Source organism: Lysinibacillus sp. SGAir0095 (genome assembly GCF_005491425.1).
GTDB lineage: Bacteria > Bacillota > Bacilli > Bacillales_A > Planococcaceae > Ureibacillus.
On record NZ_CP028083.1, the window covers coordinates 2,442,963 to 2,457,510 of the forward strand.

Below are 14,548 nucleotides of genomic sequence, written 5' to 3' on the forward strand. Positions count from 1 at the left end.
AGCACACATATTTTTAAAATGTGTGCTCTAATCTATTTTAGATAAAATCACTTAAAACAGAATTTGCTTTTTCATCAAGCTTTACTAGCTTTTCTTCTTCGTTGGGCGATTGAGCAATCCTTTGTAATACATCCTCTAAAGCAATTTTCACGAAAAAAGGGAGCCCTGGTACAAGATAATCTAGACTCCATTCCTTCATTGCAATTTCAGAGTCGGATTCAAACAACTCGAAAATAAATGGTGTTATCTCATTTGGAAACCTAAGCAAACGAGTTGCCAATGCTGGAGTTTTCATTATCTTATTTTCTTTTACTAATTGAAATAATGCTGGAAGTTCAATTATTAGTTGTTCATCAGCAAGTTCCAGAAAATAAACTACTGTTTTTTCCACAATTCTGCCCCTTTTCTAGTCAAGTCAATTAAACCTCGATAGAATCTAGCTGTTCTAAGAAGGATTCAATGATTCTTGAACCTAACACTGTTCCGATTGACTCTGGATGAAACTGTAAGCCATATACCGGAAAGTTTTTATGTTGGATTGCCATGATTTCTCGATCATCGCGAGATTTCGCTATAACCTCTAAATCCTTTGGCAAACTATTAGGATCTATAATCAACGAGTGGTAGCGCATGACTTCAACATTACCATCCAGCGATTCAAACAAACCCTTTTTTTCATAGGCAAGCGTAGATAGTTTTCCATGCATAATGTTCGCAGCACGTAGAATTTTACCACCAAAGGCTTCTCCTATTGATTGATGGCCAAGACAAATTCCTAAAATGGGGAATTCCTTATATAATTCTCTTACAACATCTACCGTAATGCCAGCTTCTGAAGGAGTTCCTGGTCCTGGTGATAATACAATTGCTTCTGGGTTTATCTTTCTAATATCCTCTATTGTTAAGGAATCATTCCGTACTACTTCCACCGCCTTACCAAGTTCAGAAATTTGTTGATATAGGTTGTACGTAAATGAATCGTAATTATCGATTAATAATATCATCTGTGCACCTCCAGAAGAGCTTTAGCTTTATTTATCGTCTCTTCATACTCGGATTCAGGAATGGAATCATACACAATTCCTGCGCCAGCCTGTACATAAGCTCTGTCATCCTTCACAATCATTGTTCGAATCGCAAGTGCTAAATCCATATTTCCACTACATGAAATATAGCCAATTGCTCCTGCATACACGCCTCGTTTTAATTGCTCTAATTCATTAATGATTTGCATAGCCCTAATTTTAGGTGCACCAGAGACGGTTCCTGCAGGTAAACAAGAAGTTAAAACATCTAATATATGTGTATCTTCATTTAATTCACCTGTTACTTCAGAAACAATATGCATGACATGCTTATACCGCTCAATATTCATATATTTCGTTACTTGAACCGTTCCAATTTTGCTTACACGACCGAGATCATTCCGCCCTAGATCCACTAGCATACGGTGTTCTGCAATTTCTTTCTCATCATTCATAAGTAAATGTTCAAGGGCAAGGTCCTCTTCCTTCGTCTTCCCTCTTGGTTTCGTACCTGCAATCGGGTTGGTCGTGATGTTTCGATTCACCACTTTTACTAAGCTTTCTGGTGAGGTTCCTAAGATTGTATACTCGTCAAATTCGAGATAGAACATATAGGGAGATGGATTGGAAGTACGTAACTTACGATACAGAGAAAAAGGCTTACCAGAAAAATTCGTCTTAAACCTCTGTGACAGGACAACTTGAAAAATATCTCCACGTTCTATATGACTTTTTGCTTTTTCCACCATTTTAATAAATTCGTATTTCTCCATAGTAGGTTCAAATTTTACAGAGAGAGCTAATTCTTCTGTGAATGTATACCCTTGTTTGATTTCCTCTATAATGCTTTTCACACAGTCTTCCATTTCGGATTCTGTTCGTCCACTTTGAAATAAATCAATCGTTACAATTGCAACCTTTTGTGATAAATGATCAAAAACAATAAAAGTATCGTAAAAACAAACATGAATATCTGGCATTGTTAACTCATCTTTAAGTGTCTCTCCAATTTCTTCACTATAAAATGCTATATCATAGCCAAAATATCCAATCGCTCCACCAAAAAAGGAATAGGGGTATGCTTTATTTTGAATTGGAAGCATGGTACGTAACTTATCTAGTACAGCCCCCTCTTCAATCTGTGCTTCTTCTTTACCAAATTGGTATGTGTAACTTTCTTTGTTTCCTTTTAATTCTGCTATTGGATTTAACGCGATAAAAGAATAACGTCCACTCTCTTCATGTTTTGCAGACGATTCAAATAAAACCTTCCTACTGCCTGTTAAACTCTCATAAATGGAGATCGGTGTCATCATATCGCCTTGTATTTCTTTTAATACATACTCTTTCACTTCAACAGTCATCTCATCTCTTCCTTTCTGTTCTCATCTCAGCTCTTCTTTGCACTTAACGTTGTAACCACAAGTAAAATGTAGTTGAACAATATAAAAAGGCCCTTCCATCACAAAAGGACGGAAGAGCCGTGGTGCCACCTTCATTGACTAAAGATAAGTTAGTATCATTACTTTAGTCCACTTAACTGTTTTTAACGTAACATTACGCTAGTACCTACTATCTGTTCAATACTAGAAGCTAGAAAGCCCATTCGTATTATGTTATGCTCTAGCTTTCACCAACCGCTAGCTCTCTGTACCACGTCATAATACTACTCTTTTTCATCATCGCTTGAATTATTTACTTACCAATATTTTATTATAAACTTTCATTCAATTCAAACAATTTCGTAGAATTTTTTCCCTCTATGCTTAACTAACTACTTCAGTAGAACATGATCAATCATATTATTGTTGAATAAATTTACTCCCTCTATTTTGTGCAAGCCCATTGATATGGTCCAATCTCACTTATTTGATTTCCATATACTAAAGTAAAGGGAGGTGAGAAAGTGAATAAAAATAAGTATAGCTCTTTAAGTAGAGATGAAGCAAAAATAGGATCGGCACACAGAGATTGTATCGACCGTGCCTATCGAATTCCCATATTTTTAAGTACGACAACTCATTTAAATGACAGGCAACAACAGTTTTTAAATCGTCTAATTTTAGAGATTGAAAATGCTTTACTATTTCCACGCACATTACCTTTAAGTGAAAGTTATCCGGAATCTATATTAACCGATATTCGACGTTTAGTTTCATCAAGCTATGGAATGATGGCAGTAAACCTTCGTCGTTTTAAAATTCAGACAGTTGAACTTAATGAACAAACCACTCCGCCAACCAATCTACCAACTTATCCTATGTGGGAAGGATCAGTTTATTCACAAGTGGAACCTTCAATGGCTTTTCAATTTGGTCTTCCCTTATTATTAGTAAGAGAAGAAGATACTGACGCAAATAATGGCATTTGGGCAGGAGGAATTGCCCCACTCAACCTATTTATCGTTTGGCACTCTGATACTCAAACTGTTGATCAATTCTTCAGAACTCCTGAATGGAGATCAGCCTTTGCGAATTGGTGTGCACAAGTAAGAAATGCTTTTTATATACAGACAGAGCCTAAGTTCAAGTACAGATGTGACTGATAAACTACCACTTTAGCATCGAGTCGAAAATATATAAGACATTGTCAACATTTATATATTTTCGACTTTTATTATCCATATATTAAGAACAATGAATTGTTCTTTAAAACTTTCATAGCATGTAATTCTCCCTTATTTATGGTAGACCTTCTCACAAATCCCCACATCACTCGATGTTGCGATTTAATCACCGAGCTATGATAAAGACCAGCTCACCTTGCTTATCCCATCGCCAACACAGTATTCTAATCTATTTCTCTATATAAAGAAAAATGGAACTTCATAGCGATAATGAAGTTCCATTTCTTTATTGATTTAAGTCGTATCGTTGACCTTTTTTTAAGTATAGCAAATATTCTGCGATGTTCGTTGCGTGGTCGGCACAGCGTTCAATATATCGACAAATGAACGATAAATACGTAATTTGTGAGATATTTTCTGGTACAACGGAACTTAAACGCATAAGATGTGTGATAATATTTCCGTACATTTCATCAATCTGATCATCATACTCTGCTATTTCCTTCGCCTTACTCATATTCTCTTCCAGGTAGGCATCAATTACTTGGCGCAGCATCTGTGTTGTTTTATAACACATATCCTCAAGCAATTCTACTGATGTTATAAACCGCTCTTTACCAATACGCAATGATTCCTTTGCAATATTTACGGCATAATCACCCACCCGTTCCATATCAGCTGCAGCCTTTAGCAAAACAACTAAACGGCGCAAATCCTTTGCTACAGGCTGTTGACGCGTCATTACCAGAATTACTCGGTCATTGATAGCCTCTTCTAAACGATTAATAATCGCATCCTGTTCAATTACTTCTTTTGCTTTTTCAAGATCTTTTTCGATAAATGCATTAAATGAAATTTCTAAAGCCTGAATACTAAGATTACTTAGCTTTAATAAATCTGATTGAATGGCCTCAATTTCATGATCAAAACGCTCTCTAGCTGACATGAATAAACCCATCCTTTCTTCTTATCCGAAACGACCTGAAATATAATCTTCTGTACGTTGATCTTTAGGAGTAGAGAAGATTTTATCTGTATGATCAAATTCAACTACTTCCCCATTAAGGAAGAATGCCGTTCTATCAGAGATACGTGCTGCTTGTTGCATATTGTGCGTCACGATAATAATTGAATAATTATCCTTTAACTCCTGAACAAGCTCCTCGACTTTTAATGTCGAGATTGGGTCAAGAGCTGATGTAGGTTCATCCATTAAAATGACATCTGGTTCGATTGCTAAACAACGTGCGATACAAATACGTTGTTGCTGACCACCTGAAAGGCCATATGCATTTTGATTTAAACGATCCTTTACTTCATCCCAAATTGCGGCACCACGTAAAGACTTCTCTACAATTTCATCTAGGATTTTCTTATTTTTTATTCCGTGAATTCGTGGTCCATACGCGATATTGTCATAGATAGATTTTGGGAATGGATTTGGCTTTTGGAATACCATCCCTACACGCGTACGTAATTCTTCTACTTCATATGATGAATCTAAAATATTGCGCCCACGGTAATTGATTTCACCTTCTGTTTTAACAATAGGTACTAGTTCTACCATACGATTTAATGCTTTAATATATGTGGATTTACCGCAACCGGATGGTCCGATAATAGCAGTTACATCATTTTCTTTAATATCTAAATTGATATCTTTTAAAGCATGGTGATCCCCATACCAAAGGTTAAAATTTTTCGTATTGAACACTGAATTTTTATCAACCAATTGAATTGGTTCACTGACTGATTGTGACGGATTTTTTATTTTAACCGTTTCTTTATTATTTGTTTTATTCATAAGCTCTACCACTTTTACACATCCTTAATATCGTTTTTGGAACTTATTACGAATAAATATCGCAATAGAGTTCATAATCACAAGGAGAATCATTAACACAATAATACCTGCGGAAGCAACAAACTGAAATTCTTCCTGAGGACGTTTTGCCCAGTCATAAATTTGCATCGGTAATGCAGTAAATTGACTTAACAAACCATCAGGCAAGAATTGTAGTATTACTGGAATCCCTAAAACTACTAGTGGTGCTGTTTCACCCACAGCTCGTGAAAGGGCTAAAATCGTTCCAGTTAAGATACCAGGTATTGCAGCCGGTAAGACTACACGAGTAATCGTTTGCCATTTTGTTGCACCCATACCATAAGAAGCTTCACGCTGTTCTTTCGGTACTGCACGAATCGCCTCTTGAGAAGCAACAATGATAACTGGCAATATTAATAAACTCATTGTAAATCCTGCTGCGAGTAAACTTTTCCCAAGCATTAACATACGAACAAATATTGTTAATCCAAGTAATCCAAAAACAATCGACGGAACTCCAGCTAGGTTTGAGATGTTCATTTGAATAAAATCCGTAATTTTGTTTTTCTTTGCATATTCCTCTAAGTAAATCGCAGTTCCCACACCCAAAAACATAGATACAGGTGCAATAATCAGCATTAAATAAATCGAACCAATTAAGGCTGCTTTTACCCCTGCTTTTTCAGGGAAACGTGAACCAAAATTATTGAAGAAATCCAAATTCAAATATCCAGTTCCTTGTGTCACGATACGCACAAGTAATATAACCAAAGTAAGTAACGCTAATAATGTAGCTATCAAGAAAATCGTTTTCCAAATCTTGTTATATGTTAAACGCGATTTCATACGCTTCATAACAACAGTATCATTGATATATTTCATGCTAATACTCCTCCCTGAAGCGTTTAGAAATGTATTGTGCGAGTAAATTCATGATTAAAGTAAATACAAATAATGTGAACCCAACAGCATAAATAGAATAATAAATTGTTGTACCGTATCCTGCATCACCAGAAGAAACTTGAACGATATAAGCCGTCATCGTTTGAATCGAACCTGTTACGTTAAAATCAAAGGTTGGTGTAGCTCCTCCAGCAAGCGATACGATCATTGTTTCTCCAATAGCACGAGAAACAGCTAATACAACTGAAGCAATTATTCCAGATAATGCAGCTGGTAATACAACTTTTAGTGAAACTTCTAATTTCGTGGCACCTAAGGCCAAAGCACCTTCTCTAATCGAATTTGGCACCGAGCTCATCGCATCTTCTGATAATGATGCGATCATTGGCAAGATCATTATCCCAACAACAATCCCCGGACTAAGTGCATTGAATATTTTCAGCGACGGTATCAATTCTTGAAGTACAGGTGTGACGAATGTTAAAGCGAAAAAGCCATAAACAATTGTCGGTACACCAGCTAATACTTCCAAGATTGGTTTGATTGTACGACGCGTTTTGTCTGATGCGTATTCACTTAAATAAATTGCAGCAGCAATCCCTAGAGGTACCGCTACACATGCTGCGATCACCGATACTTTTAATGTCCCTAGTACTAAAGGTAATATCCCATATAATGGTTCACTACCTGAGAATGGCAGCCACTCTTTACCGAATAAGTAGTCGGTAATTGATACCCTCTGAAAAAATTCAAACGTTTCGAAAATAAGTGTAAAAACGATTCCAATTGTAGTAAGTACTGAAATAAGTGCAGTGATTAACAAGATAATAGGCATTAATCTTTCAATAAACTTTTTACCTTTTTTGTTGCGGGAATTCGCAATCAATTCTTGAACTGAATGCTCTCTCCCTAAGCCTTGAGAAGCCATAATACAAACTCCCTTTCTATACGTGAGAAAAATGTGTGAGATGCCCTGCTTAGTGGCGTGGCTCCCACACATCTTATTTACTTTGTAATTCTAATTATTTTAAACCTTCAAGTGTTTTTAAACCTTCATCATACTTCTCTTGTGGTAATGTTACATAACCAACAGCTTCTGCCATTTCACCAGCATTTTCTAGTGAGAATTTCATGAAGTCATAGAATGCTTCATTTTCTTGTAATGCAGTGTTTTTTGCATAAACGAATAGCGGACGAGATAGTGGAGTGTATTCTCCAGTTTCGATTGTTTCATTATTTGGTTCAACACCGTCGATTTTTACTGCAGTTAATTTATCTTGGTTTTCTAAGTAATAAGCATAACCGAAGAATCCGATTGCGTTTTTATCGCCAGCTACACCCTGTACTAATACATTATCATCTTCAGATAATGTTGCAGCTTTTGCTAAATCAGCACCTTCTAAAATTACTTCATCAAAGTAATCATAAGTACCAGAGTCAGTACCTGGTGAGTAGAATACGATTTCTTCTGCTGGCCAAGATGGGTCGATATCAGACCATTTTTTAGTTGTGCCATCTTCAATCCAAAGTTGTTTTAATTGATCTACTGTTAAATCTGTAGCCCAATCATTTTCTGGGTTAATAACTACAGTTAAACCATCATAAGCAATTTGGAATTCTGTATAATCAATACCAGCTGCTTCTAATTCAGCTGCTTCTTCTTCTTTGATTGGACGGGATGCGTTAGAGAAGTCAGTTTCTCCAGCGATAAATTTCTCAAAACCACCACCTGTACCTGATACACCAGCAGAAACTTGTACATCTGGTTGAACCCCAGCATATTCTTCAATAAGTCCTTCTGTAATTGGTGCAACAGTTGACGAACCATCACCTGATACTGTACCTGTTAATTGAGCATCACTAGATTCTGCTGAATCAGTAGTTTCGCTACCAGTTGTAGCTTCTTCTGTTGTATCTGCTTCCTCTGAGCCACATGCTCCTAATGCCAAGCTAGCGCCTAGTGCGGCTGTCATTGTTAAGTACTTCCACTTTTTCATCTCTTATTTCCTCCATCAAATTCATAGTAAGTTTGTCTTACAGGTATTACTATAAAGCTAGTTTGTTGATGCCATATAAACGCTTTGTAAAGAAATTGTAAATGGGTATCGAAATTTGTAAATTCACACATACTTTTTTAATAGTATTGGACAAGTTCAATACTTAGCGAATTGACTTTACTTCGAAGGGTGCATAACTTACTTCTATAAAATTCATTAAAACAAAAACAATCCCTTAGAATGTTACTTCCTAAGGGATTGTCTATCATTTATTCATTTACTGTTTCTTCTTCCGTATCTTCATCTATCTTTTCACCATTTGGAGCTGGTAAGATTTCTTGTTTTACGGAGCTTGATGTGCGGCCTTCTTCGGCATATTTCTTTTTCAACTCAAAATACACATCTACAATCTCTCTAGCTGTTTGGCTCGCATGAGGTAACGAAATATTGTAGTTCGTTGTTGCCCAAGGGAAGATAACTGCATAGGCAACTTCAGGGTTTTCATAGGGTGCAAAACCAACATGGGCAATATTAATCGTCTCTGTTGCCCATTTTTCTCGTAAAGGACCATAGTAAACTACCTCGGCCGTACCTGTTTTCCCAGCCGCTGTATATGGAGCGTCTCCAAAATATGAACGAGCCGATCCTTTAGCACCAACATAAACCTTTCTTAACCCTTCTTTTACATTATCAATTTCATAAGTCGAATTAGAAATTCGGTTCAAGATTTTTGGTGTTACTTCTTGCACAACTGGTCCCAGTACTTCTCCATCCTCAGAAGGTTCACGTACTTCTTTTAACATACGAGGCTGAATACGATAACCGCCATTTGCAATGGTAGAAATGTATTGCACCATTTGTAATGGTGTATACGTATCAAATTGCCCGATTGCAAGGTTTAAAATTTTTCCGTTATCCGTTAACTCACCAGCGAATCCAGCAAATTCGTTTGGCAAATCAATGCCTGTATCCACCCCAAGTCCAAATTGAGCATAACCATTACGCATTGTTTGAAGGGTACCTTCTTTGATTCTAAATGGCATATTATAGCTATAACTTGAACCTGCAATTCGAATGGCTGTTTGGAACATATAGGAGTTTGAAGAACGCTCTAGTGCAGTTTGATCGTTTAAAGCAATACGACCACTACGGTTAAAGATCGAACTCTTCACATTCGTTCCAGCAAGCTTAATAGGCTGGTCAATCATTGTCTCTCCAGGTTTGATAGCACCCTCTGAGTACCCCATTAATAAAGTGGCTGCTTTTACAGTAGACCCTACTTCATAAGCAGTTGTAAAAGAACCATATGAATAATCTACAATATAACGTTTCCCGGTTTCTTTATCTGTTTCAAGTTTTTTCCCAACAATTGATAACAATTCACCCGTATTTGGATCCATCATCACAAAGAATGCTCTATCAAGCAATTGTGATTGACTCATTGATTTTAGTTCCAATAGTTTTTCTTCTACAATACGTTCTGCTTCAGCTTGGAGTTCAATATCTATTGTTGTAACTAAATCACTTCCTGGTTCTCCTTCATACGTTGTAACAGTATCAATTACTTGCCCTTGTTTATTGGTAATATTTTTCACAACAGATTTTTGGCCCTGAAGAAGTTCTTCGTAGCTCGCTTCGAAATAACTTTCTCCGACACGGTCATTCCGGGAATAGTCTCTTGCTAAATAATAGTTTAGCATTGACTTTGGGATCCCTTTGCTTGGTATTGTCGTTCTCCCAAGAATTGCTAGTGAAGAAAGTTTTACACGTTTCCAGTCAGTTGTCGTATTCACTCCAGGTAGATCAGACAACCTTTCTGATACGCGAGCAAATTCTTCGTCTGTCACATTCTCACTTTTAATAATTTGTGGGGATAAATTATATCCGGAAGACATTTCTCGATAAATAGCTAAAACTTCTAAATCAAAAGGTGTGAGCTGAGCTAGATCTTCCTCCGTAATACGCTCGCGGACTAATTTGTCAATTTCCGCCTGGACTTCTTTTTCTTCAAGCTCTTCATTTTCATTTAATTTTTGCTCTTCTTCATCTGTTACTTTCTCATACGCAATGTCTTTATTTTTCATGATCCAGAAATCTTGTTTATCACGCAGAGTTATTCGATCAATCGGCTGTTCCATTAACATGGCTAATTGCTCTGCAATTTCCAGCATTTCTGTTGTTTTAGTCGTTTGCATTTTCGTATATGTAATGGCATTTTCAGGTTCATTATCTACCAATATTCTACCGTAGCGATCATAAATTCTTCCTCGAGGTACACTCGTATTTACCGCAACCTCCTCAGTTCTTTCGAGAGCTCTTACATAATCTTCACCTTTTACAATTTGTAAATATCCAAGTCTAAAAATAAGCATGGAAAATAATAGGAAGATAGAAAAGAAAAGGACGTTCATACGAAATGACAAACTAGCACGGTATTTTGCTTTCACACTAGATGCACGTTGAGCTTTTATTTTTTTTCGCAATTGAAATGACTCCCCCTTTCTTAATATTGACTTTACAAGGATAAAAACATACATTTTAGTATAGCATTTGACAGGATGATTAAAAAGGATAGAAGGTCTCAATCTTCATGTTTTGTGACGGAAAAAATAGAAAATGGTTCCTTATTTTTAAGACTTATTACAATTGACAAGTAAAAAGGATGGAAAACTTCCATCCTTCAGAGAGTAGACAAGTCGGCGATCGACTTTGTCTACTCGTATTTTTAGATAATTCCTGAAAAGTAGCATTCATCCAGACTGTCTTGAAAACGCTTGACAGCCAAGGCACGCAGCCGAGCGAAGACGCGAATAGAAGTCCGCTTCATGAGCGGACGAGCGAGACAAGTAACGCAGGATGAAAGCGTTTGTCAACAGTCTGAAGGATGGAAATCTTCCATCCTCCTAAGGCTATTGTTGTCTTCTCTCCATTACATTAATCCCTACCCCCATTAGTACAACTGACATGAATAGTAATACTCCAAAGGGTAGAAGTAAATCATCTATCGGGCTATTATAGATTGTCACACCATTTAATAACTCCAATCCATAAGTAATCGGTGAAATATAAGAAAGTGCCAATATTACTTCCGAAGTTACCACTTCCAGAGGCCAATAAGCACCACCTAGCATTGCAAATGGAACAGCAATCACCGAAATAATGGCGTTGAATTTTCCTGGCGTATTTGCAATTGATGCGATAAAAATAATTAAGGAGACGATACAAAGTAAATATGGAATCATCAGGAGAACACTTTTATAAAAGCCTCCATAAAAATCAACACCCACCACAAAATGAAAAATAGATAGCACGAGTACTACTTGTAAATAGCCTATTAAGAAACTATATAGGATATTAGCAATATAAATTTCAGTTTTTCCAATAGCAGACACTGTGAGACGGTTCCATATATGATTTTTTCTTTCGAGTATAATGGGATAAACGCCATTTGCAACCGTATAAATTACCATAAATAAACTAAATCCAAACAGACTATGAAGCCTTGAATCCCAAATAAATGCCCCATCATTGGAAAAGCTTGAATAGTTGATATGAAAACTCGGGTGAGCAGCCGCTTCTTCTATAATATGTCCTACATTTTCTTGTTCATTAATGGGCGTTGCACTAATTATGGCTTCCTTTTGCTTAAGTTTACTATAAATAGTTGTCAGCTCATGATTGATAAGTGGTGCATCTTTAAAGTCCGGTGAAATAACTAGTTCAAAACCATCCTCCATTAAATGCACCGCTACTTCATATTCCCCATCCTCTACAAGTGTAATTGCTTCGTCTGATTTATATAAAGTAAATGCAGTTTCGGGTATGTTATGAAGCTCATTCATATAAGTGCTTGTTTGCTGTTCATTTAGTTCTGAAAAAACTGCTATCTGAAGTTTAGATTGCGAGCCTTGCCCTAAGACATATGCAAATGCACAAATAATCACGGTAATAATTATAAAACTAGCTGGTTGGCGTATTAACAATTTAAATTTTGTTTTTATTATATCAATCATGCAATACCACCTCTTTTCGGAAACAGAAGAAAAGCAAAAAATATAAACAAAATACTGAAGATCGATAAAATCGTAATATTTGGCAGTATATCAATTAAACTACCATTTTGTGCTACCGTTAGATACGCATCTAAAGCAGCCCCATTTGGTGTTAACATGCCTACTTTAGCCAAAAATGGTGATAAGGTACTGATATTAAAGTAACTCCCTCCAAAAAATGCTAAAATCGCGACTATTGTTGTTGAGAATAAATTCGATGCTCCTGCAGAATTCGAACGATAGTTAATGGATGATAGAAGTGCAGCAATAGCTCCGACGACAAGTGAAAAAACAATAGTGACGAATAAATAGAGCCCCCATCCTGCAAAACTTATCTTAAATACAATATAGGAAAATAAAAATATAACCACGGATTGCAGAAAAGTAAATATAATAGAAGAAACAATAATACTTGTTAAATAGATACTGGGATGAATTCGAGCAATGAGAATTCGATCAAATATATGCGTATACTTCTCTAGGAACGATTGACTAGCCAGTGTGCCAGCAACAAATAAAAGAAACATTACCATCATACTAAATGTATAATAGACACTAGAGGATACTTCTTCTAAAGAATCGACTGAACGGACTGTTGAACGTATTTCATGAGAAGGGAGTGTATTGTCATCTATTATAAAATTATTTTTTCTTAATTCTGAGAAGAGCGTGTATTGTTGCTGATAAAAATCTAATATATGTTTAACAATCGTTGACGTGATTTGTTCACTTTCATTTAAATAAACATTAAAGATTGGCTCTTCTTTACCAAATAAACTGGCGTCCAAATAATCTTTTGTAAAGTTAGCCGGTATTTCTAAAATAACATCATACTCCCCGTTTTTCTTCGCCTCGGCAAAGCTTTCCTCTTTTAATTGTGTAACATGGATTAACTCTTGCATCTCTTTACTTAATGTAAGTTCTTCCAGCAATAATGAAACTGGTAACGCGTTCTCCATATATTCAATTGCTTGTTGATCTAATTGAAAGTTCGGCGGTAGATCTTTTATTACTTTATGAAACTCCTCTTTTTCATCTTCAACTTGGACAACGGCGAGCTCGATAGTCGTCCCCACCGAATCCCCTTCCATTAGAGACCCTAAAGCAAAGCTTAGAATACATATTAGAACAATGGGCATTACAAATAAGGTTACAAGCTCAGAAGGACTACGTAATAATATCTTTATTTGCTTTTTTAGAAGTGCTGTAAACATGATTACCCTCCCACCTAATTTCGCAATGCTCTGCCTGTTAAATGTAAAAACACATCTTCAAGCGTCGGTTCTTCAACTTGAAAACTTTTTAAAATGACATTATTTTTTTCACAAAGCGTAAGCAAAATCGGTAAAAAGTTCATCCCTTTGGCAACGGTAAACGTAACCTCTGCTTCTTTTGCATTTATATTCGATAACATTGGCTGAATTATTAAATCATTCACAAAACCTTTAGAATGTCTCTCAAGCTTCACATGCACGGTATTTTCTGAGGCGAGTACTGATTTTATTTCTTCCTTGGTACCAGATGCAATGATACTTCCTTTATCCATGATGTATATACGGTCACATAAATAATCGACTTCTTCCATGTAATGACTTGTATAAATGATTGCGACATTTGATTGTTCATTTAATTTTTTTACTGTTTTTAAAATATGGTTTCTTGATTGTGGATCAATTCCGACAGTCGGTTCATCCATAATTAAATATTTTGGCTCATGAAGCATCGCTACTCCGATATTTAGACGTCTTTTCATTCCACCTGAATAGTGTTTTACCAACTTTTTCGGTTCATCCTGTAAGCCAATTTGTTCAAGAACAATATCAATGCGTTCTGCTAATAGTCTTTTGGGCATCTTTTGAATACTACCAAAAAACTCAAGGTTTTCTTTTGCTGTTAATTCGCCATAAAGTGCAATTTCCTGTGGAACGACTCCCAATTTGTTTCGAAGCTGCGAAGGATTTTTAATGATGCTACTTTGATTAAGCAACACATCTCCTTCAGTGGGAGAAATTAATGTAGATAGCATCGCAATGGTTGTTGACTTACCTGCACCATTGGGTCCTAGTAACCCAACAATTTCTCCTTCTTCAATATAAAAATTCACTTGATCCACTGCTGTTACCTTTTTAAATTTTTTTGATAAATTAACCACTTCAATCATGTTCTAGCCACCCTTCCTA

Annotated in this window: 13 protein-coding genes and 1 other annotated feature; of the genes, 1 reads left to right on the plus strand and 12 read right to left on the minus strand. The window is 36.2% G+C overall.

Annotated features, from left to right (window positions below; genetic code table 11):
* Positions 1-37 precede the first annotated feature (37 nt).
* Genes C1N55_RS12035 through trpE form a run of 3 tightly spaced genes read right to left on the minus strand, consistent with a single transcriptional unit; the run spans position 38 to position 2,389 of the window.
* Positions 38-391, minus strand: a complete 354-nt coding sequence (locus tag C1N55_RS12035) for a DUF5071 domain-containing protein (RefSeq protein WP_168193848.1) — start codon at positions 389-391, stop codon at positions 38-40.
* Between the two features lie 28 nt (positions 392-419).
* Positions 420-1,004 (minus strand): aminodeoxychorismate/anthranilate synthase component II, encoded by a 585-nt coding sequence (locus tag C1N55_RS12040; RefSeq protein WP_137729055.1) that lies wholly within the window; start codon positions 1,002-1,004, stop codon positions 420-422.
* Complete coding sequence (trpE, locus tag C1N55_RS12045) at positions 1,001-2,389, minus strand: anthranilate synthase component I (protein ID WP_137729056.1); 1,389 nt, start codon at positions 2,387-2,389, stop codon at positions 1,001-1,003. The genes C1N55_RS12040 and trpE overlap by 4 nt, the downstream gene beginning before the upstream one ends.
* Before the next feature lie 101 nt (positions 2,390-2,490).
* Positions 2,491-2,717, minus strand: a binding site (T-box leader).
* Positions 2,718-2,931: 214 nt separating this feature from the next.
* Between trpE and C1N55_RS12050 the strand changes: the two genes are divergently transcribed.
* Positions 2,932-3,570, plus strand: coding sequence for a hypothetical protein (locus C1N55_RS12050; RefSeq protein WP_137729057.1), 639 nt, complete (start codon positions 2,932-2,934; stop codon positions 3,568-3,570).
* 307 nt (positions 3,571-3,877) lie between these two features.
* On the opposite strand, the gene phoU is transcribed toward C1N55_RS12050, so the two are convergent.
* The 9 genes from phoU to C1N55_RS12095 all read right to left on the minus strand — a co-directional run bounded on the left by phoU (position 3,878) and on the right by C1N55_RS12095 (position 14,529).
* Positions 3,878-4,537, minus strand: coding sequence for a phosphate signaling complex protein PhoU (phoU, locus tag C1N55_RS12055; RefSeq protein ID WP_137729058.1), 660 nt, complete (start codon positions 4,535-4,537; stop codon positions 3,878-3,880).
* Positions 4,538-4,558: 21 nt separating this feature from the next.
* Positions 4,559-5,395 carry a phosphate ABC transporter ATP-binding protein PstB gene (gene pstB, locus C1N55_RS12060; protein WP_137729059.1) on the minus strand — a complete coding sequence of 279 codons (837 nt, stop codon included), beginning with the start codon at positions 5,393-5,395 and terminating at the stop codon, positions 4,559-4,561.
* A 24-nt stretch (positions 5,396-5,419) separates the two neighbouring features.
* Positions 5,420-6,298 (minus strand): phosphate ABC transporter permease PstA, encoded by an 879-nt coding sequence (pstA, locus tag C1N55_RS12065; RefSeq protein WP_137729060.1) that lies wholly within the window; start codon positions 6,296-6,298, stop codon positions 5,420-5,422.
* A 1-nt stretch (position 6,299) separates the two neighbouring features.
* On the minus strand, positions 6,300-7,247 hold the full coding sequence (pstC, locus tag C1N55_RS12070) for a phosphate ABC transporter permease subunit PstC (protein WP_137729061.1): 948 nt from the start codon (positions 7,245-7,247) through the stop codon (positions 6,300-6,302).
* Between the two features lie 94 nt (positions 7,248-7,341).
* Positions 7,342-8,316 carry a PstS family phosphate ABC transporter substrate-binding protein gene (locus C1N55_RS12075; protein ID WP_137729062.1) on the minus strand — a complete coding sequence of 325 codons (975 nt, stop codon included), beginning with the start codon at positions 8,314-8,316 and terminating at the stop codon, positions 7,342-7,344.
* A 269-nt stretch (positions 8,317-8,585) separates the two neighbouring features.
* Positions 8,586-10,799 carry a peptidoglycan D,D-transpeptidase FtsI family protein gene (locus C1N55_RS12080; protein ID WP_370452522.1) on the minus strand — a complete coding sequence of 738 codons (2,214 nt, stop codon included), beginning with the start codon at positions 10,797-10,799 and terminating at the stop codon, positions 8,586-8,588.
* 426 nt (positions 10,800-11,225) lie between these two features.
* Entirely contained in the window at positions 11,226-12,329 is a 1,104-nt protein-coding gene (locus C1N55_RS12085; RefSeq protein WP_137729064.1) for an ABC transporter permease, read from the minus strand.
* Positions 12,326-13,582, minus strand: a complete 1,257-nt coding sequence (locus tag C1N55_RS12090) for an ABC transporter permease (RefSeq protein WP_137729065.1) — start codon at positions 13,580-13,582, stop codon at positions 12,326-12,328. Before C1N55_RS12090 ends, C1N55_RS12085 begins: the two co-directional genes overlap by 4 nt.
* Positions 13,583-13,596: 14 nt before the next feature.
* Complete coding sequence (locus C1N55_RS12095; protein WP_137729066.1) at positions 13,597-14,529, minus strand: ABC transporter ATP-binding protein; 933 nt, start codon at positions 14,527-14,529, stop codon at positions 13,597-13,599.
* Positions 14,530-14,548: the final 19 nt, after the last annotated feature.

Excerpts from the sequence above, each read along its gene's own strand:
- C1N55_RS12040 (WP_137729055.1), bottom strand. The coding sequence starts at position 1,004 with ATGATATTATTAATCGATAATTACGATTCATTTACGTACAACCTATAT.
- trpE (WP_137729056.1), bottom strand. The coding sequence starts at position 2,389 with ATGACTGTTGAAGTGAAAGAGTATGTATTAAAAGAAATACAAGGCGAT.
- phoU (WP_137729058.1), bottom strand. The coding sequence starts at position 4,537 with ATGTCAGCTAGAGAGCGTTTTGATCATGAAATTGAGGCCATTCAATCA.
- pstB (WP_137729059.1), bottom strand. The coding sequence starts at position 5,395 with ATGAATAAAACAAATAATAAAGAAACGGTTAAAATAAAAAATCCGTCA.
- pstA (WP_137729060.1), bottom strand. The coding sequence starts at position 6,298 with ATGAAATATATCAATGATACTGTTGTTATGAAGCGTATGAAATCGCGT.
- pstC (WP_137729061.1), bottom strand. The coding sequence starts at position 7,247 with ATGGCTTCTCAAGGCTTAGGGAGAGAGCATTCAGTTCAAGAATTGATT.
- C1N55_RS12075 (WP_137729062.1), bottom strand. The coding sequence starts at position 8,316 with ATGAAAAAGTGGAAGTACTTAACAATGACAGCCGCACTAGGCGCTAGC.
- C1N55_RS12085 (WP_137729064.1), bottom strand. The coding sequence starts at position 12,329 with ATGATTGATATAATAAAAACAAAATTTAAATTGTTAATACGCCAACCA.
- C1N55_RS12090 (WP_137729065.1), bottom strand. The coding sequence starts at position 13,582 with ATGTTTACAGCACTTCTAAAAAAGCAAATAAAGATATTATTACGTAGT.
- C1N55_RS12095 (WP_137729066.1), bottom strand. The coding sequence starts at position 14,529 with ATGATTGAAGTGGTTAATTTATCAAAAAAATTTAAAAAGGTAACAGCA.